Below are 16268 nucleotides of genomic sequence, written 5' to 3' on the forward strand. Positions count from 1 at the left end.
AAAGTGGTCACACAAGTGTCGTCATACCAGCATTGCATCAAGCAAGAGCATGTTCGCGTCCGTCTACAAGAAGCCAAGATTTATTTGGTGGCATGACGCTCTGTACCGCCGGGCGAGAGGCCTTTCCAAAGAAGAGCTAAGCAGGATAATGTCTTTTTGCCTAATAGGCAATTAACGTATGCAATATTTCATGTAAATACATGAGATTCATGCACTACATTGCAAAAAACTTGCCCTGACGCAGGCTTTCAATCCTGATCGCAACATTTGTTTGCGTCAGCCGCCATTTCACCAAGGTTTGATAATTTCCATATGGAAACTTGTGGCGCGTCAATTTGCCAAAACGTGGACGCTTTATAGTCAATGTAATGGCGCAGAAATTTACGGCAGGAAACATATTAGCAGGAAAGGGCAATGTTTCACACCCGATTGCGCCAGGGACTTGTGATTCACTTTTGGGAGCTTGTCATGCATACCTTCCTGTCGGCAGTACAGCAGTTTGTCAAGGATGAGGATGGCATTACGGCAATCGAATACGGCCTGATTGCGGCCTTGATGGCTACCGCCATCACGGCCGGTTTCTTGCTGATCAAGACCAACTTGCTGGCCGTCCTCACCGATATTTCGTCGAACCTGGTGTTGACGCCCTAAGCGGGTGCCCGCCATCGGCCGGCCGGTGGCGGGTTTTTTTCGGGAGGTGTGCCATGCCTGCAACTGCCTTGTGCGACCTGCTGTTGCTGTGCTTCGTGACGGGGGCCGCCGTCAGTGATTTGATCCGCCGCAAGATTCCGAATGGTCTGGTCTTGTCGGGCATCCTCGCCGCCCTGGCCTTGCACCTGTGGCTGTGGCCGCAAAGCGTGCTGCCGTCGTGGCTGGGCGGCATGGCCACGGGTTTCTTCCTGTTTCTACCGTTGTACGCGCTGCGCGGCATGGCCGCCGGCGACGTCAAATTGATCGCCATGGTGGGCGCCTTTGCCGGTCCCTGGCCCGTGCTGCAGATCTGTTTCGCCACGTTTGTTCTGGGCGGCGTGATGGCCGTGCTGATGATCACCTGGCAGGGCAAGTGGCGCGCCTGCCTGGCCAATCTGCGCCAGTTGCTGTGGCCGATGATCGCGCGCATGGCCGGCATTCCCCTGGCGCCCAACGCGCTCGGCAGCGGCGCCAGCGTGGGCAATATGCCGTATGGACTGGCCATTGCCCTGGGCTGTCTGGTGGTGCAAGGGCGGCAGTATTTCTGATTGGCATTTATTGCTCTGAATCAATGGACGCCAGTGTCCGCTCGCTAGAATGAATTTTGTTGAATGCCCTCTTAACCGGCTTGGAGACGCAGCATGACCGAGGTCGACTATTCCATGAGCACCGACAGCACGCCGCGCCCCGCCGACGCGAACCTGATGCCGCCCTTGCCGCCGCAGCCGAAGAGCTTGCGTGAAACGGGGCTCGAGCGCTCGCTGGTCGTCGAATTGATCGCCAAGCTGATGTTTGTGGGCGGCAAGACGCACCTGTCCGCGCTGACGACGCGCCTGCGCCTGTCAATCAATGTCTTGCGCGAAGTGCTCGATTTCATGGTGACGGAGCAGATGGCCGAAGTGGCCTGGCGCGGCGAATCCGATATCGACGTGCAGTACCAGCTGACGAGCGCCGGCAAGCAGCGCGCCGGCGCCTTCCTCGAACGCTGCGCGTATATCGGCGCCGCGCCCGTCACGCTGGAAGCGTACCGCGCCATGGTGGCGCGCCAGTCGTGGCTGGCGCAGGAACAGCGCGTCGGCAGCGACGACCTAGCCGCCGTGCTCGGTGGCGCCCACGCGGGTCCCGGCATGCTCGACGTGGTCGGCGCGGCCCTGCATTCGGGACGCTCGCTGCTGCTGTACGGTCCGTCCGGCAGCGGCAAGTCGACCCTGGCGTTGCAACTGGGGCAATTGCTGCACGGTCTCGTCGCCGTGCCGCACGCCATCGTCGTCGGCCACGACATCATCCAGCTGTACGATCCGGCCCAGCACCTGCCGCCCGCGTCGCAGCACGTCAGCCATGCGCGCCAGGCGCTGGAACGGCGCAGCACGGATATCCGCTGGGTGCTGTGCCAGCGTCCCGTGATCCACGTGGGCGCCGAGCTCGATGCCGGCATGCTGGAGCTGCGCCATGACGCCAGCGGCGGCTGCTACCAGGCGCCGCCCCATGTGCGGGCGAATAACGGCATGCTGATCATCGACGACCTGGGCCGCCAGCGCCTGGGCGCGCAAGAACTGCTGACGCGGCTGATGCAGCCGCTGGCGCGCGGCAGCGACCAGCTGGCCTTGCCCGGCGGCGTGCAGATCAGTGTGCCGTTCGATAATGCCCTCGTGCTGGCCACGAACGTGCCGCCGGGCGAGCTGTTTGACGCCGCCTTGCTGCGTCGCATCGGCTACAAGGTGCAGGTGGGGCCGCTGGCCGAGAACGCCTATCGCGCGCTGTTCCGCCAGCAATGCCGGCTGGCCGGCATGAGCATCGATGAGCTGGCCATGAATCATTTGCTGCAGCTGCATGGCGCGCAGGGACGGCCCTTGCTGGCCAGCTATCCGCAGGAATTGCTGGCGCGCATAGGCGACTTCGCCGGCTTTGCCGGCTGCGAAGCGCGCCTGACGGTGGCCGCCCTGGAGCAGGCCTGGAGCAGCCTGTTTGCCAGCTGCGACGTACCGTCCGCCAGCCTGTGCGAGCGTATCGCATGAAGAACCGGCGCGCCCTCATGATGATGGCCCTGGCTGTGGTGCTGGGTCTGCTGGCCGTGCTGCTGGCCTCGCACTGGCTGCTGCGCCAGACGCCGGCCGGCAAGGGCAAGATCGTCGTTGCCTCCACCGATGTCAACCTGGGCCAGCGCCTGACGCCCGAGATGCTGCGCCTGGCCGAGTGGCCGGCGGAAAGCTTGCCGCAAGGCGCGCTGCAAGACCCGGCAAAACTGGCGGGACGGGTGCTGAAAACCAGCGTGCTGCGCGGCGAGCCGCTGAGCGAAGCGAAGCTGGCGCCGGCCGGCACCCTGGGCGGCTTGTCGGCCCTGATCACGGAAGGGCGGCGCGCCATCACCGTGCGCGTCAACGACGTGATCGGCGTGGCCGGCTTCGCCTTGCCGGGCAACTATGTCGACATCATCGTCAGTACCCAGCACGATGCCGGCGACCGTGCGTTTCCGCAAAGCCGCAATATTTCCAAGATCGTGCTCGAACGCATCCTCGTGCTGGCCGTGGCGCAGGAAGTGGGACGCGACGAGACCAAGCCGCGCGTGGTCAATGCCGTGACCCTGGAAGTGACGCCGGAACAGGCGGAAAACCTGGACCTGGCGCGCAGCGTGGGCAGCCTGTCGCTGGTGCTGCGCAACCAGGTCGACCCGCAGCCGGGGGTGACGGCGGGCGCCACCAAGCTGACCCTGCTGGGCGGGCCGCACGAAGCCGAGCCCGCTACCGCGCCTGCCGCCGCACCCGTGCTGGCCGCCGCGCCGCGTCCGGTGCGCGTGGCGAAGGCGCCGCCGGAGCCTCAGCGCCAGTGCAGCGCCGTCATCGATGGGGCGCGCCAGTCGCGCGAATGTTTTTAGCTCAACCATGGACACGCTCATGAACCGCGCTCTGCTGACACTGTGCTGCCTGCTGTTGCCGCTTGCCGGCGCGGCAGCCGATCCTGGCCCCCGCTGCGGCGGCGAAGCGGCGACACCGGGCAACTTGCAGCTGCAAGTGGGTAAGTCGAGCATGCTGCGCCTGCCCGAGGCCGTGCTGGCCCGCAGCGTCGGCAATCCGGCCGTGCTGCAAGCCATGCTGGTGGCGCCCGACACCTTATATGTGGTCGGCGTCGACGTGGGCAGCACGAACATGATCATCCAGGGACGCAGCGGCGTGTGCAGCGCGGTGAACGTCAGCGTCAGCATGGATCCGTCCGGCCTGCAAACGACCCTGGCGGCCCTGATGCCGGAAGAAAAAGCCATCCGCGTGACGGCCGTGGCCGATACCCTGGTGCTGTCGGGCACGGTACAGGATGCGGGCGCCGTGCTGCGCGCCGTCGAACTGGCCCACGCCTATGTGCGCCGCGCAACTGTACCGCTGGCGCTGCCCAAGCCTGCCGATGGCGCCGCCATGCCGCTTGTTGCCGCGGCGCCCGCTGGCGGTGCTGGCAGCGCGAACAGCCGCATCATCAATATGCTCGACGTCAGCGCGCCGCAGCAGGTGATGCTGGCCGTGCAGATCGCCGAAGTATCGAAGTCGCTGCTGGAGCGGCTGGAAGTGGGCGCCACCCTGCGTTTTGCTTCCGGCAGCTGGGCCACCACCTTGCTGTCGAATTTCCTGAGCGGCACGGCCAATGGCTTGCTCGACGTGCGCAAGTCGAATGGCCAGCAGCTGACCATCGAGGCGCAGAAGCAGGATGGCCTGGTGCGCATCCTGGCCGAGCCGACGGTGATGGCGATCAGCGGGCAGGAGGGCAGTTTTCTGGCCGGCGGCAAGATTTTCATTCCCGTCGGCCAGGACAACAACAAGATCACCCTGGAAGAGCGCGAGTATGGCGTCGGCCTGCGTTTTACGCCCACCGTGCTGTCGGGCGGGCGCATCAATCTGAAGGTGGCGCCGGAAGTGTCGGAACTGTCGCGCGAAGGGGTGGGCATTTCCGCCGCCGGCGTCAGCGGACGCTCGATTTTGCCCGTGATCACCACGCGGCGCGCTTCGACCACGGTGCAGCTGTACGACGGCCAGAGCTATGCCATCGGCGGCCTGATCAAGAACAACCAGGTGAGCAACATCACGGGCGTGCCCTGGCTCAGCGAACTGCCGATTCTCGGCGCGCTGTTTCGCAGCACGGACTTCCAGCATGACCGCACGGAATTGTTGTTCGTCATTACCGCGCACCTCGTGAAACCCTTGCCGGCCGATGCCGCGCTGCCGACGGCGCAACTGGCGCCGCCCTCGCGCACGGACTTGATGTTGCGCGGCAAGATGGAAGGCAGTTTGCCGCTGGCGCCGCCGTCCGTGCCGCCACCGCGCGCGGCCAACGGCTTCGAGTTGAAATGAGACGGGGAGATACGCCATGCCGAACTCGTTCCTGACATCGCTGCGGCGCCTGGCCGCCCTGGTCCTTGCCCTGCAAATGGCCGCCTGCGCGCACAGCAGCACGCCGCAGCTGGACCCGCGCTTCGGCGACGCCGTGCGCCTGGCCATGGCGCAACAGGTCCGTTACCCGGCCAGCGCGGGCAATCGCCAGCCTGCCGACGGGCTCGACGGCCCCAGCGCGCACGCCGTCATGCAGCGCTACCGTGCCTCGTTCGTCGAACCGAACGGCCAGGCGCCGCAGCCGGTGCAATTCATGCTGGGAGGCGGCAATGGCAAATAGACGCCAGGGCCAGCGTCAGCGCGGGGCGATGCTGATCGCCTTTTCCATCCTGCTCATCCTGGTGCTGGGTTTTATCGGCCTGGCGCTCGACGTGGGCCAGGTCATCGGCCGCAAGACGGAATTGCAGAACCTGGCCGACAACGCGGCGCTGGCGGCGGCCGCGGAACTGGTGGGCACGCCCGAAGGGCTGGACAGCGCCGTGACGAAGGCCAAGAGCAGCGCGGCCGACAAGAGCGCGTGGCGCCGCCGCATGCAAGGCGCCATCCTGTCGGACGCCAGCATCCGTTTCGCCAGCGCGCCAGATGCGCCCGCCAGTGCCTGGCATGCGGCGGGCGCCGTGCCCGATCCCGCCACGGCCCTGTTCGTGCGCGTCGATACGCAGGCCAATACACCGTCGCTGGGGCGGGTGACGACGGCGTTCCTGGGCGCCTGGTCGCCGGCGCTGCGCACCCTGGACACGGGCGCGCGCGCCGTGGCGGGGCGTACCAGCCTGAACCTGACACCGCTGGCCATCTGCGCGCTGTCTGCCAGCGCGGCCAGCCCGCGCACGAATGCGGCGCTGCTGCCGGCCGTCGAGTTGCTGGAATATGGCTTTCGCCGTGGCGTGGCGTATAACCTATTGAAACTCAACCCGAACGGCCCTGCGGCCGAACATTTCGTGCTCAATCCACTGGGCCCGCCGGGCGTGCTGGGACCGTCGCAGCAGGTCGGCGAATCGAGCGTGCTGCCGTTTGTGTGCAGCGGCACGGTGCTGTATCCGCGCATCGGTGGCGCCCAGGTGCACGTGCACCGGCCCTTTCCCGCCACCTTGTGGCCGGCCTTCAACGCGCGCTTCAACCAGCATGCGGGCAGCGGCTGCCATACGATCACGGCGCCGCCCGACACGAATATCCGCGCCTATCCGAATACGGCCACGAACTGGTGGATGACGAACACGCCCGACGCGCCGAGCGCCCTGAGCACAGGCAATCCGCTGCTGTCCGTGGCCGATCCGGAAGCGAACGCGACGCCGCCCGCGGTCGGCGGTTATGGCCCATTGTGGTCGTTTGCCAAGGCGGCCAAATACAGCAGCGTGAAGCCGGCCGGCGGCTATTTGCCGTTCGCCACCAGCGACTGGCCCAAGCTGTATCCGGCCAGCCCTGCCGCGCCGGCCGCCAAGTCTGGCTATCCGGCCACGCCGCCATACCAGACGCTGGCGTACCAGACGGCGCCGACCGGCAACACGGGCGTGGCGCAGCGGCGCCTGCTGCATATTCCCCTGCTGGCTTGTCCGCTGCCGGCCGGCAGCGACGTGCTGGCGCAGGTGCGCGGTATCGGCCGCTTCTTCATGACGGCGCCGGCCAGCAATGGCGTGCTGAGCGCCGAATTTGACGGCCTGGTGGCCGAGGGCGCGCTGGTGGGCCCCGCGGAGCTGCTGCAATGAGGCCGGCCTGCCGCGCGCCACGCCGCCAGGAGGGTGTCGCCGCCATCGAGCTGGCGCTCATCATGCTGTTTTTCATGGGCCTGTTGCCTTTCGTGCTGCTGTTCGGCCGCGCGCTGCTGGCGTACACGGCCCTGCAGAAAAGCGCGCACGATGCGGCGCGCTACCTGGCGACCATGCCGCTGCCGCAGATGGTCAATGCCGATGCGGCGGAGCAGGGCGCCGTGTTTGCCCGGCAGATGGTGCGCCAGGCGATGCTGGAATCCTGGCCAGGCATGAGCAGCAGCAAGGTCGTCGTGGAATGCGTGTATGCCGACGATGCCTATAACTGCGGCAATTCTGCGACGGCGCCGCTGCAGGTGCGCATCAAGTTGTCCGTGGAGATGCCTGTCGATATCTTGCCCGAGCTGACGCGCAAGTGGCTGCCGCAACTGGCGCCGATCTCGCTGCGTGCCAATGCGACATTGCGCTATGTTCATTAATCCGCACCCCCGGCGGCAGCGGCAGGACGGCGTATTCGCTGTCGAGTTCGCCATGCTGGCGCTGCTGTTCTTTCTGTTCCTGTTTGCCCTGCTGGAAGTGGCGCGCGCCGTGTATTTATGGAATATGGTGCATGAAATCACGCGGCGTGCCGCGCGCGGTGCGGCCGTTGCCGATTTCAGCAACGCAAGTGCGCTGCAGGACGTGCGCACGCACGCCGTGCTGCGGGCCGCGCCGGGCGTGCTGCCGCTCGGCGGCGGCATCAGCGACGCGTATGTGCGCATCGATTATCTGTCGCAGGCCGGCGGCGCCGCACTGGCGGCCGTTCCGGTGACGGTGATGCCCGGTTGCCCGCAGCGTAACCGCATCAATTGTCTGGACGATCCGCACGGCGCCAGTTGCATCCGTTTCGTGCGCGCACGCCTGTGCGTGCCCGGCGATGGCGGGCGCTGCGAGAGCGTGCCGTACAGGCCCATCCTGCCGCTGCTGGGGATGATGTTCCCGTCCGGCGCAAGCGCCGTGCGCCTGCCCAGCGGCGCCACCATGGCGGTGGCCGAGTCGCTGGGGTATCCGGACAATCCCGGCTTTTGTCCTTGAGCGCCACTTGGCGGCGCAGCCGAATGTGTAGACCTGAAAGAAGCGAGGAAGTGCGATGAAAGCCTTGATGATTAGCCGTGACGCCAACTTGCACGATGAAATTGCCGCACAGGGGGCGGCCCGCATGCCCGTGCTGCGCCTGCTGGAACGGCGCAGCGGCCTGCGCGACGCCGTCGAGCGCATGCTGCCGGAAGCGCCGGAACTGGTGATCGTCGACGCCAGCGGCATCGATGCCGATGAAGCCGACCTGCTCGAGCGACTGGCGCGCCAGTATCCGCTGGCGGTCCTGATGCTGCTCACGCGCGGCCAGCAGCAGGATGTCCTGATACGCGCCATGCGCGCCGGCATGCGCGAAGTGCTGCAGCTGCCGCTGGTGCACAAGGCCTTTCACGAGGCGATGGACAGGGTCGATATCCAGGCGGGCGTGACGCAGATGCGCGATGGCAAAGTGCTCGCCTTCATCTCGTGCAAGGGCGGCAGCGGCGCCACTTTTTTGTCGACGAATTTTTCCTACGCGCTGGCCAGCCTGGCCGGCTGCAAGGTGCTGCTGATCGACCTGCACGGCCAGTTCGGCGACGCCACCTTATATGTCTCGGACCAGAAGCCGGCCATGACCCTGTCCGACATCTGCGCCCAGATCGCGCGCATGGATGGCGCCTTCCTCGCTTCGTGCCTGGTGCACGTGACGCCGAACTTCGGCGTGCTGGCGGCGGCCGACGACCCGTCGCACAAGGTCGACATGCAGCCCGAGCACATGGACCGCATCCTGGCCGTGGCGCGCCAGCATTACGACTACATCGTGCTCGACGTGGGACGCCAGATCGATGCGCTGTCGCTGCGCGCGCTCGACAACGCCGACGCCATCTATCCGGTGCTGCAGCTGGCCTTGCCCGACATCCGCGACGGGCGCCGCCTGCTCGATATTTTCCGCTCGCTCGGCTATCCGGGCGAACGCCTGCGCCTGATCGTCAACCGCTATGAGAAGGGCGGGCGGTTGCGCCTGGCGGACCTGGAGCAGGCGCTGGGCGCGGAAGTGGTGCATACGGTGCCCAACGATTACATCGCCGCCACCGATTCCGTCAACCAGGGCATTCCGCTGCTGCAGCTGTCGCGCACCAGCGCCGTGGCGCGCAGCCTGGCCGAACTGGTGGAACTGGTGACGGCGCGCCGCGTGACGGAAAGCCGCGGCCTGTTCGACCGCTTGTTCAGCCGCAGCGAGGCTTGACGCGGTCGCCGATGAACGATGTCAAGGCTCCCGTCGGGAGCCATCATGGGAGCCGAGATGACTTTACGCGAACGCCTGGCGGCAAATGAAACGGCGCGTCCCGCCAGCAATGGACAAGGCGCGCTGGCGCTGCACGCCTACCAGGAACTGAAAAAGACCATGCACCAGACGATACTCGACCGTATCGACCTGGAACGCTTGAAACGCCTGACGGCCGAGCAGTTCAAGCACGAGCTGGCGCTGCTGGTGCAGCGCGTGATCGAGGAAGAACGCATCGTGCTGAACCAGCACGAGCGCCACAGCCTGGTGCTCGACATCCAGCACGAGATGCTGGGCTTTGGCCCGCTCGAACCCTTGCTGGCCGACGCCAGCGTGTCCGACATCCTCGTCAATACCTGCGACAAGGTGTACGTGGAGCGGGGCGGGCGGCTGCAGCTGACGGACGTGACCTTCCACGACAATGCGCACCTGATGAAGATCATCGAAAAGATCGTCTCGCGCGTGGGGCGGCGCGTCGATGAATCGAGCCCGATGGTCGACGCGCGCCTGCCCGATGGTTCGCGCGTGAACGCCATCATTCCGCCGCTGGCCGTCGATGGGCCGATTTTATCGATCCGGCGCTTCGCCGTGCAGCCTTTGACGATCGCCAATCTGCTCGACTACAAGAGCCTGACGCCGCCCATGGTGCAGGTGCTGCAGGCGCTGGGCCAGGCCAAGGTCAACATCCTGATCTCGGGCGGCACGGGCAGCGGCAAGACGACCCTGCTCAACGTGCTGTCCGGCTTCATTCCCGGCAGCGAGCGCATCGTCACCATCGAGGATGCGGCCGAACTGGCGCTGCGCCAGCCGCACGTGGTACGCCTGGAAACGCGCCCGCCCAACATCGAGGGCAAGGGCGAAGTGAGCCAGCGCGCGCTGGTGCGCAATGCGCTGCGCATGCGGCCCGACCGCATCATCCTGGGCGAGGTGCGCGGCGCCGAGGCGCTCGACATGCTGCAGGCGATGAACACGGGCCATGAAGGTTCGCTGGCGACCATTCACTCGAACACGGCGCGCGACGCGCTGGCGCGGCTGGAAAACATGGTCGGCATGGCCAACGTGAACCTGACGCCGCGCGCCACGCGCCAGCAGATCTGTTCGGCCGTGACGGTGGTGATGCAAGTGTCGCGCCTGACGGACGGCGCGCGCAAGCTGGTCAGCCTGCAGGAAGTGACGGGAATGGAAGGCGACATCATCGCCATGCATGAAATCTTCCGCTTCGAGCAGACGGGCGTCGATGCCGATGGCAAGGTGCAGGGCCACTTCTGCGCCACGGGCGTGCGGCCCCGTTTCACGGAGCGCTTGCGCATGTTCGGCGCGCCCGTGCCCGATACGGTCTTCGATCCCGACCGCATCTACGAGTAAAAACGAGGGAGGAATCATGGACCTGGTCTTCTATGGCTTTGCCGTGCTGCTGTTCGCCGCCTGCATCCTGATGGTGGAAGGCGTCTGGCTGTGGTGGTCGGGCACGCATGGCAGCGCGGCGCGGCGCATCAACCGGCGCCTGCGGCTGATGGCGGCGCGCGGCGAAGGGGGCGGCGAACGGGTCTCCATCCTCAAGCAGCGTCGCTATGCGCGTTCGCCCGGCCTGGAACGCTGGCTGCGGCGCTTGCCGCAGGCCGCAAAGCTCGACCAGCTGCTGCTGCAATCGGGCTTGTCCTGGTCGGTGGCGCAATTCCTGGGCGGCACGGGCGCCTTGCTGCTGGCGGCCTTGCTGCTGTTGGCTGTCTGGTCCATGCCCTTGCCCGGCGCCTTGCTGCTGCTGTCCTGCGCCGCGAGCGCGCCGTGTTTGTGCGTGCTGCGCGCGCGCGCGGCGCGGCTGAAAAAGATCGAGGCGCAACTGCCGGAAGCGGCCGATTTCCTGGCCCGCGCGCTGCGCGCCGGGCACTCGTTTTCGAACGTGCTGCAGATGGTGGGCGATGAACTCAATGAGCCGATCAGCGGCGAATTCAAGATGGCGCACGAAGAGATCAATTACGGCGTGCCGATGAACGAGGCGCTGCAAAACCTGGCCGCGCGCATACCGCTGACGGACTTGCGCTACCTCGTCATCGCCGTGCTGGTGCAGCGCGAATCGGGCGGCAACCTGGCCGAGGTGCTGGTCAGCATCGCGCGCATCATCCGCGCCCGGCTAAAACTGCTGGGGCAAGTGCGCGTGCTGTCGGCCGAGGGTCGCATGTCGGCCTGGGTGCTGGGGCTGATGCCGGTGGTGATGATCGGCGTCATGGCGCTGGTCAACCCGCAATACATCAGCCTGCTGTGGACCGATCCCAGCGGCATCAAACTGCTGTGGTACGCGGCCGGCATGGTGGCGCTGGGCGTGGTGTGGATGCGCAACGTCATCCGTATCCGGATATAAAACAGGAGGTGGCATGAGCGGCGCACAACTGCTGTTTCTGTTGATCGTCTTTGCCGTGGTGGTGGCGCTGGCCCTGCTGGCGTGGCTGATCTTCTTTCCCGGCGCCTTGCGCCAGCGCCTGTTCGGTTCCATGACGCCGGCCGCCAGCGATGTGGTGGTGGAAAACGGCTGGGTGGAGCGCGTGGCGCGCGTGGCGCAGCCGTTCAGCAAGCTGTCGCTGCCGGAAGAGGGCTGGGAACGCTCGCCGCTGCGCACGCGCTTCATGAACGCGGGCTGGCGCCAAGCCAGCGCGCCGGCCCTGTACTTCGCGGCGAAAACCGTGCTGGCCCTGCTGTTTCCCACCGTGCTGGGCCTGTATGCGGCCAGCGCCATGGCGGCGCAGTTGCGCAGCGTGCTGCTGTTGCTGCTGTGCGTCAGCGCCACCGTCGGCTATTACCTGCCCAATCTGGTGCTGGCCAGCACGGCCAAGCGGCGCCAGCGCGACATCTTTGAAAACATTCCCGACGCGCTCGATTTGCTGACCGTGTGCGTGGAAGCGGGCCTGAGCCTGGAGCGGGCGCTGGTGAAGGTGTCGGGCGAAATCCATATCAAGAGCGTGGTGCTGGCGCAGGAATTGCAGCTGGTGCTGATGGAAATGCGCGCCGGCTTTTCCAAGGAAAAGGCGCTGCGCAACCTGGCCCTGCGCAGCGGCGTGGAAGACGTCGACACCTTGGTCGCCATGCTGATTCAATCGGAGCGCTTCGGTACCAGCATGGGCGATTCGCTGCGCGTGCATTCGGAAAACCTGCGCGGCAAGCGCAGCCTGCTTGCAGAAGAGGCAGCAGCGAAGATCGCCCTGAAACTGCTGTTCCCGCTGATCTTTTGCGTCTTTCCCACCCTGATGCTGGTGCTCATGGGGCCGGCCGTGATCGAAGTCTATCGCGTGCTCGTGCCGGCCATGGCCAGCCGCTGAAAGGAGCTACCATGCGCTTGATGATTTCCCGCCTGGCCGCCGCCTGCGCCTGCCTGGGCCTGGCCGCCTGTACCACCCAGCTGGCCCACGCGCTGTTGCCAGCGTGGCCCGACGCCGATGCCGCCTATGCGGCGGGGCGCCAGCATTTCGAGCGGGGCGATTTGCCGGCGGCGCAAGCGGCCTATGAACAAGCCTTGCGCGCCGCACCGCGCCACGTGAACGCGCGCAACGGCCTGGCCGTGCTGCATGCGCAGCGGGGCGACCACGACGCGGCGATCGCCCATTGGCTGGCCTTGACGCAGGAGGCGGGCACGCCGCAGCCACGGCAGGCCTATCTGTTCAGCAATCTCGGTCATGCCTATTATTTAAGCGGGCGCGATGCGCAGGCGTTGACTGCGCTGGAACAGGCCTGTCTGCTCGACCCGCTCAATGCGCTGGCCTGGCGGCATCTGGCGCAGGTGCTGGAACGGCTGGGGCAGCACGAGCGCGCCGCCGTCATGCGGCGCCAGGCGAGCAGCTTGCAGGAACACGATGTGCGGCGCGACATGGCGTTATTGCACGGCGAGCAGTCGCCACAGCCCGTGCCGGCGGAGGCGCAGACACGGGATGTGCCCGCCATGGCGCGCGTGGAGATCACGCAGAGCGATGGTCTGGCCCGCCTGCGGCGCGTGCCGCCGGCCGTCGTGCGCAGCGTGCCCGCTGCCGCGTCGCAGTCTGTGGCGCTTGCACCGGCAGCCAGCGTGCCGCATCCGCGCCTGGAAATCGTGAATGGCAACGGCGTGCCCGGTCTGGCCGCCGCGCTGGCGCGCAGCCTGGCTGGCGCGCCCGTGCAGGTGGTGCGCCTGGCCAATGAAACCCGCTTCCAGGTGGCGCGCACGCGCGTCGAATACCGGCCCGCGCAAGAACAGGCGGCGCGCCAGCTGGCCCGCCAGCTGGGCGCTCAAGTACAGACCCAGGCCGCCGACTGCCCTGCCAGCGAACTGCGCCTGGTATTGGGGCGCGACCTCACCGATCCCGCCATGCTGCACCGCTATTATCTGCAGCAATTGCAGATGGCGCGCCGGGCGCTGGCACGGCTCGGTTAACACGTTTTGAGCGGCACAAAAAAAACGCGGCGCCTTGACGGGCGCCGCGTTTTTTTCATGCTGCTGATTATGTCGGCTGCCGGCGGCGCGTAAAGGCCAGGGCCGCCAATCCCGTGCCCAGCAGGAACAGGGTGCCTGGCTCCGGTACCTGCAGGGGGTCGATGACGACGATATCGGTGCGCGTGGACTTCGAAAAGTTCATGGTGTAGCTGCCGGCGGGCAGGGCGAAATTCGACGTCAGCGAAAACATCGCAAAGCCATTCGTGAAGGCGCGCCCGGTGGCCGGGTCGTTGGTGCCGGCCGTCATGTTCAGGCTGAAGGGATCGAGGCTGCCGACCGTATGGTTGCCGTTGATGTCGCTGCCATTGCTGGCGTCGCCATCGGGCGCGAACTGGAAGATCACGCCATCGGCGTTCGCGCGCGACAGGCAGCCCACGGGACTGGAAGTATTGCACGAGATATTGAAGATATCCATGATCGACACGTTCGACTTGTCGCCCATCGTCGTCACGCTGGTGCGCAGGTCGCGCCGCGCCATGAAGTTGAAGGTGATGAAGCCGGCGCTCGACAGGGTCAGGTTGACGGAGCCGGTGAGCGTGTCACCCGCCGTGGCCGTGGCGGCGCCGACCGTGTCGCGCTGTGCTTCCGCAACGGCGCGCACGGTGGAGCCGGCGGCCGTGAGCATATTGCCAAAGGCATGCGCGTCGCCGCGGGCGAACTCCAGGGTGGAACTGGGGCTGGGTGCGTAGTTATTTTGCGGCAAGCCGCTGCAGCCGCCGCCCGAACATACTTGCAGCACGTCCGCGTTGGCGGCCGGGCCCGTATTGACGGCGCGCGGATTGACGGCCACGCCGCCCTCGAAGAAGGCGCTGTCGCTGGCATTGCGGTTGGCGCCGGCCAGCGACAGCGCGCCGGCGCTGGTGGTGATGCGGAAAGTGTTCAACTCGTTGACGGCCAGGCCGTACGCACCGGCCTGCGCCTGGCCGCTGGCAAGCAAGCTTGCCGCCGCCAGTGCGCCCAGCCAGCCCAGGGTCTTGCTTCGTGTGTGATCGATGTTCATCGCAGCCTCTTATCGTAGTCAGTCTCGGAAAATCCGGGGGATGAAAAATCCAGAATGACCTGCCTGGATTCATCTCGTAGACAGTGATAAGCAGCTTGCGTGCCACACAAAAAAATCACATGGAATCAAGTACTTGTGCAAAGCGAACTGAGCCGGTTGAAGCAAAGTGTAAGAAAGGCCGACGGCGCCTGGCGGGTGGTGCCGGCACCGGCGTCACTGCGTGCTAGGGACCGCCGCGCCCGCCGACGGCGCCATACACCTGGCCAGTGGCGTAACTCGATTCCGGGGATGCCAGCAACACATACACGGCCGCCAGTTCCGCCGGCTGCCCCGGGCGTCCCATGGGCGTGTCCTGGCCGAACGCGGGAATCTTGTCCGGTGATTGCCCGCCCGTCACTTGCAATGCCGTCCAGAAGGGGCCGGGCGCGACGGCATTGACGCGGATGTTCTGTTTCGCCAGCTGCTTGGCCAGCCCTTTGGTAAAGATCATGATCGCGCCCTTGGTGGCGGCGTAATCGATGATGTTCTCGCCGGGATCGTAGGCATTCACGGAGGCGGTATTGATGATGCTGGCGCCGGCTGGCAGCAGGGGCACGGCCGCTTTCGTGATCCAGAACATGGCGTAGACATTGGTCTTGAAGGTGTCGTCAAACTGCGCCGTGCTGATGTCGAGGATGGAGTCGCGCGAGAATTGCCGTCCCGCATTGTTGACCAGAATATCCAGGCCACCCAGCTGGCGGGCCGCTTCGCTGACCAGGCGCTGGCAAAACGCCTCGCTTTTGATGTCGCCAGGGATGGCCACGGCCTTGCGCCCGGCCGCGCGGATCAGCTGCAACACTTCCTGCGCATCGGACTCTTCGGCCGGCAGGTAGTTGATGGCCACGTCGGCGCCTTCGCGCGCAAAGGCGATGGCCGCCGCCCGCCCGATGCCGGAATCGCCGCCCGTGATCAAGGCCTTGCGCCCCAGCAGGCGCCCCGATCCCTTGTAACTGGTTTCGCCATGGTCGGGCCGGGGCTGCATGCGGCTGGCCAGGCCCGGCCACGGCTGCTGCTGGACGGGAAAAGGCGGGCGCGGATAGCCGGGTGCCAGCGGCCTGGGTCCGGCGGGCACCGGCGCCTCCGCCGGCTGTGCCGCCGTGGGCACGGCGAAGGCGGCCAGTGCGCCGCCGGCCATGCCTTCGACAAAGCTGCGGCGTGACTTGCTGAGTTTGGGATCATCCATGGCAGGACCTTTCAAGGGCGCGGCAATTGGCAGGTTCAGGTACCGCGGTGATAGCCGAGGTGGCCACCCGAATTGCGCGCGCAGCCGCAACCGATGCGCGCCACTTCCTCGTCTTCCGTCAATTTCCAGTTGGTAATCGTCGTGTGCTGCCAGTCGATGTCGCTTTTCTTGACAGGCTTTACCGTCAGGGTGCGTGCTTCCGCATCCGTGTACTCCATCAATTCCTCGTCGTCGGCGATGTCGAAATGGCGGTGGATCAGGGAAATGCCAAAGCGGTCGAGCGCGCCATAACGTTGCAGCACGTCGCGCAGTTCGCGAAAGCAGGCGAGATCGTCGGGCAGCAGCGGATTGACGGCGGAAATATCGGCGACGGGCTGCCATTGCATGGCTTGGATGTTCAGGCTGTGCATGATAGGCTCCTGTGCCCCTTGATGACAGGTCCAGGCTGCCAGAGGGGCACTGGCAGCCTGTCGAAACGTCCATCGTGGC

General features: G+C 66.0%; 17 protein-coding genes. 14 read left to right on the plus strand and 3 right to left on the minus strand.

Annotated features, from left to right (window positions below):
• The first annotated feature begins 468 nt into the window (after nucleotides 1-468).
• The 14 genes from BLU39_RS12670 (at nucleotide 469) to BLU39_RS12735 (ending at nucleotide 13497) form a co-directional block, all read left to right on the plus strand.
• Nucleotides 469-651: a Flp family type IVb pilin gene (locus BLU39_RS12670; RefSeq protein ID WP_034752975.1), complete on the plus strand. Its 183-nt coding sequence runs from the start codon at nucleotides 469-471 to the stop codon at nucleotides 649-651.
• A gap of 53 nt (nucleotides 652-704) precedes the next feature.
• A complete protein-coding gene (locus tag BLU39_RS12675; RefSeq protein ID WP_092713441.1) occupies nucleotides 705-1238 on the plus strand; it encodes an A24 family peptidase in 534 nt (177 codons plus the stop codon).
• A gap of 93 nt (nucleotides 1239-1331) precedes the next feature.
• Entirely contained in the window at nucleotides 1332-2705 is a 1374-nt protein-coding gene (locus BLU39_RS12680; protein ID WP_092713443.1) for an ATP-binding protein, read from the plus strand.
• Nucleotides 2702-3562, plus strand: coding sequence for a Flp pilus assembly protein CpaB (gene cpaB / locus BLU39_RS12685; protein WP_092713445.1), 861 nt, complete (start codon nucleotides 2702-2704; stop codon nucleotides 3560-3562). Before BLU39_RS12680 ends, cpaB begins: the two co-directional genes overlap by 4 nt.
• Nucleotides 3563-3581: 19 nt before the next feature.
• Nucleotides 3582-5021 carry a type II and III secretion system protein family protein gene (locus BLU39_RS12690; RefSeq protein WP_092713447.1) on the plus strand — a complete coding sequence of 480 codons (1440 nt, stop codon included), beginning with the start codon at nucleotides 3582-3584 and terminating at the stop codon, nucleotides 5019-5021.
• 16 nt (nucleotides 5022-5037) lie between these two features.
• A complete protein-coding gene (locus BLU39_RS12695) occupies nucleotides 5038-5340 on the plus strand; it encodes a hypothetical protein (RefSeq protein WP_092713449.1) in 303 nt (100 codons plus the stop codon).
• Entirely contained in the window at nucleotides 5330-6763 is a 1434-nt protein-coding gene (locus tag BLU39_RS12700) for a pilus assembly protein TadG-related protein (protein ID WP_092713451.1), read from the plus strand. Before BLU39_RS12695 ends, BLU39_RS12700 begins: the two co-directional genes overlap by 11 nt.
• Entirely contained in the window at nucleotides 6760-7242 is a 483-nt protein-coding gene (locus BLU39_RS12705) for a TadE/TadG family type IV pilus assembly protein (protein WP_092713453.1), read from the plus strand. Before BLU39_RS12700 ends, BLU39_RS12705 begins: the two co-directional genes overlap by 4 nt.
• Complete coding sequence (locus BLU39_RS12710; RefSeq protein WP_092713455.1) at nucleotides 7232-7837, plus strand: TadE/TadG family type IV pilus assembly protein; 606 nt, start codon at nucleotides 7232-7234, stop codon at nucleotides 7835-7837. Before BLU39_RS12705 ends, BLU39_RS12710 begins: the two co-directional genes overlap by 11 nt.
• A gap of 55 nt (nucleotides 7838-7892) precedes the next feature.
• Nucleotides 7893-9062: a CpaE/TadZ family protein gene (locus BLU39_RS12715; RefSeq protein WP_092713457.1), complete on the plus strand. Its 1170-nt coding sequence runs from the start codon at nucleotides 7893-7895 to the stop codon at nucleotides 9060-9062.
• 57 nt (nucleotides 9063-9119) lie between these two features.
• On the plus strand, nucleotides 9120-10466 hold the full coding sequence (locus BLU39_RS12720) for a TadA family conjugal transfer-associated ATPase (RefSeq protein WP_092713653.1): 1347 nt from the start codon (nucleotides 9120-9122) through the stop codon (nucleotides 10464-10466).
• Nucleotides 10467-10482: 16 nt separating this feature from the next.
• The gene (locus BLU39_RS12725) at nucleotides 10483-11460 is read left to right on the plus strand and encodes a type II secretion system F family protein (protein ID WP_092713459.1); all 978 of its coding nucleotides are present in this window, start codon (nucleotides 10483-10485) and stop codon (nucleotides 11458-11460) included.
• 13 nt (nucleotides 11461-11473) lie between these two features.
• A complete protein-coding gene (locus BLU39_RS12730) occupies nucleotides 11474-12412 on the plus strand; it encodes a type II secretion system F family protein (RefSeq protein WP_092713461.1) in 939 nt (312 codons plus the stop codon).
• An 11-nt stretch (nucleotides 12413-12423) separates the two neighbouring features.
• Nucleotides 12424-13497 carry a LytR C-terminal domain-containing protein gene (locus BLU39_RS12735; protein WP_092713463.1) on the plus strand — a complete coding sequence of 358 codons (1074 nt, stop codon included), beginning with the start codon at nucleotides 12424-12426 and terminating at the stop codon, nucleotides 13495-13497.
• 67 nt (nucleotides 13498-13564) lie between these two features.
• On the opposite strand, the gene BLU39_RS12740 is transcribed toward BLU39_RS12735, so the two are convergent.
• The 3 genes from BLU39_RS12740 to BLU39_RS12750 all read right to left on the minus strand — a co-directional run bounded on the left by BLU39_RS12740 (nucleotide 13565) and on the right by BLU39_RS12750 (nucleotide 16189).
• On the minus strand, nucleotides 13565-14557 hold the full coding sequence (locus tag BLU39_RS12740; protein ID WP_092713466.1) for an EDSAP-1 family PEP-CTERM protein: 993 nt from the start codon (nucleotides 14555-14557) through the stop codon (nucleotides 13565-13567).
• Between the two features lie 223 nt (nucleotides 14558-14780).
• Nucleotides 14781-15779: an SDR family oxidoreductase gene (locus BLU39_RS12745; RefSeq protein ID WP_092713468.1), complete on the minus strand. Its 999-nt coding sequence runs from the start codon at nucleotides 15777-15779 to the stop codon at nucleotides 14781-14783.
• Nucleotides 15780-15814: 35 nt separating this feature from the next.
• Nucleotides 15815-16189 carry a hypothetical protein gene (locus BLU39_RS12750; RefSeq protein WP_092713470.1) on the minus strand — a complete coding sequence of 125 codons (375 nt, stop codon included), beginning with the start codon at nucleotides 16187-16189 and terminating at the stop codon, nucleotides 15815-15817.
• Nucleotides 16190-16268 lie beyond the last annotated feature (79 nt).

This window comes from Janthinobacterium sp. OK676, assembly GCF_900103595.1.
Classification (GTDB): domain Bacteria; phylum Pseudomonadota; class Gammaproteobacteria; order Burkholderiales; family Burkholderiaceae_D; genus Janthinobacterium.

Excerpts from the sequence above, each read along its gene's own strand:
- BLU39_RS12715 (WP_092713457.1), top strand. The coding sequence starts at position 7,893 with ATGAAAGCCTTGATGATTAGCCGTGACGCCAACTTGCACGATGAAATT.
- BLU39_RS12705 (WP_092713453.1), top strand. The coding sequence starts at position 6,760 with ATGAGGCCGGCCTGCCGCGCGCCACGCCGCCAGGAGGGTGTCGCCGCC.
- BLU39_RS12730 (WP_092713461.1), top strand. The coding sequence starts at position 11,474 with ATGAGCGGCGCACAACTGCTGTTTCTGTTGATCGTCTTTGCCGTGGTG.
- cpaB (WP_092713445.1), top strand. The coding sequence starts at position 2,702 with ATGAAGAACCGGCGCGCCCTCATGATGATGGCCCTGGCTGTGGTGCTG.
- BLU39_RS12690 (WP_092713447.1), top strand. The coding sequence starts at position 3,582 with ATGAACCGCGCTCTGCTGACACTGTGCTGCCTGCTGTTGCCGCTTGCC.
- BLU39_RS12670 (WP_034752975.1), top strand. The coding sequence starts at position 469 with ATGCATACCTTCCTGTCGGCAGTACAGCAGTTTGTCAAGGATGAGGAT.
- BLU39_RS12720 (WP_092713653.1), top strand. The coding sequence starts at position 9,120 with ATGACTTTACGCGAACGCCTGGCGGCAAATGAAACGGCGCGTCCCGCC.
- BLU39_RS12710 (WP_092713455.1), top strand. The coding sequence starts at position 7,232 with ATGTTCATTAATCCGCACCCCCGGCGGCAGCGGCAGGACGGCGTATTC.
- BLU39_RS12750 (WP_092713470.1), bottom strand. The coding sequence starts at position 16,189 with ATGCACAGCCTGAACATCCAAGCCATGCAATGGCAGCCCGTCGCCGAT.
- BLU39_RS12725 (WP_092713459.1), top strand. The coding sequence starts at position 10,483 with ATGGACCTGGTCTTCTATGGCTTTGCCGTGCTGCTGTTCGCCGCCTGC.
- BLU39_RS12695 (WP_092713449.1), top strand. The coding sequence starts at position 5,038 with ATGCCGAACTCGTTCCTGACATCGCTGCGGCGCCTGGCCGCCCTGGTC.
- BLU39_RS12700 (WP_092713451.1), top strand. The coding sequence starts at position 5,330 with ATGGCAAATAGACGCCAGGGCCAGCGTCAGCGCGGGGCGATGCTGATC.
- BLU39_RS12675 (WP_092713441.1), top strand. The coding sequence starts at position 705 with ATGCCTGCAACTGCCTTGTGCGACCTGCTGTTGCTGTGCTTCGTGACG.
- BLU39_RS12735 (WP_092713463.1), top strand. The coding sequence starts at position 12,424 with ATGCGCTTGATGATTTCCCGCCTGGCCGCCGCCTGCGCCTGCCTGGGC.
- BLU39_RS12745 (WP_092713468.1), bottom strand. The coding sequence starts at position 15,779 with ATGGATGATCCCAAACTCAGCAAGTCACGCCGCAGCTTTGTCGAAGGC.
- BLU39_RS12740 (WP_092713466.1), bottom strand. The coding sequence starts at position 14,557 with ATGAACATCGATCACACACGAAGCAAGACCCTGGGCTGGCTGGGCGCA.
- BLU39_RS12680 (WP_092713443.1), top strand. The coding sequence starts at position 1,332 with ATGACCGAGGTCGACTATTCCATGAGCACCGACAGCACGCCGCGCCCC.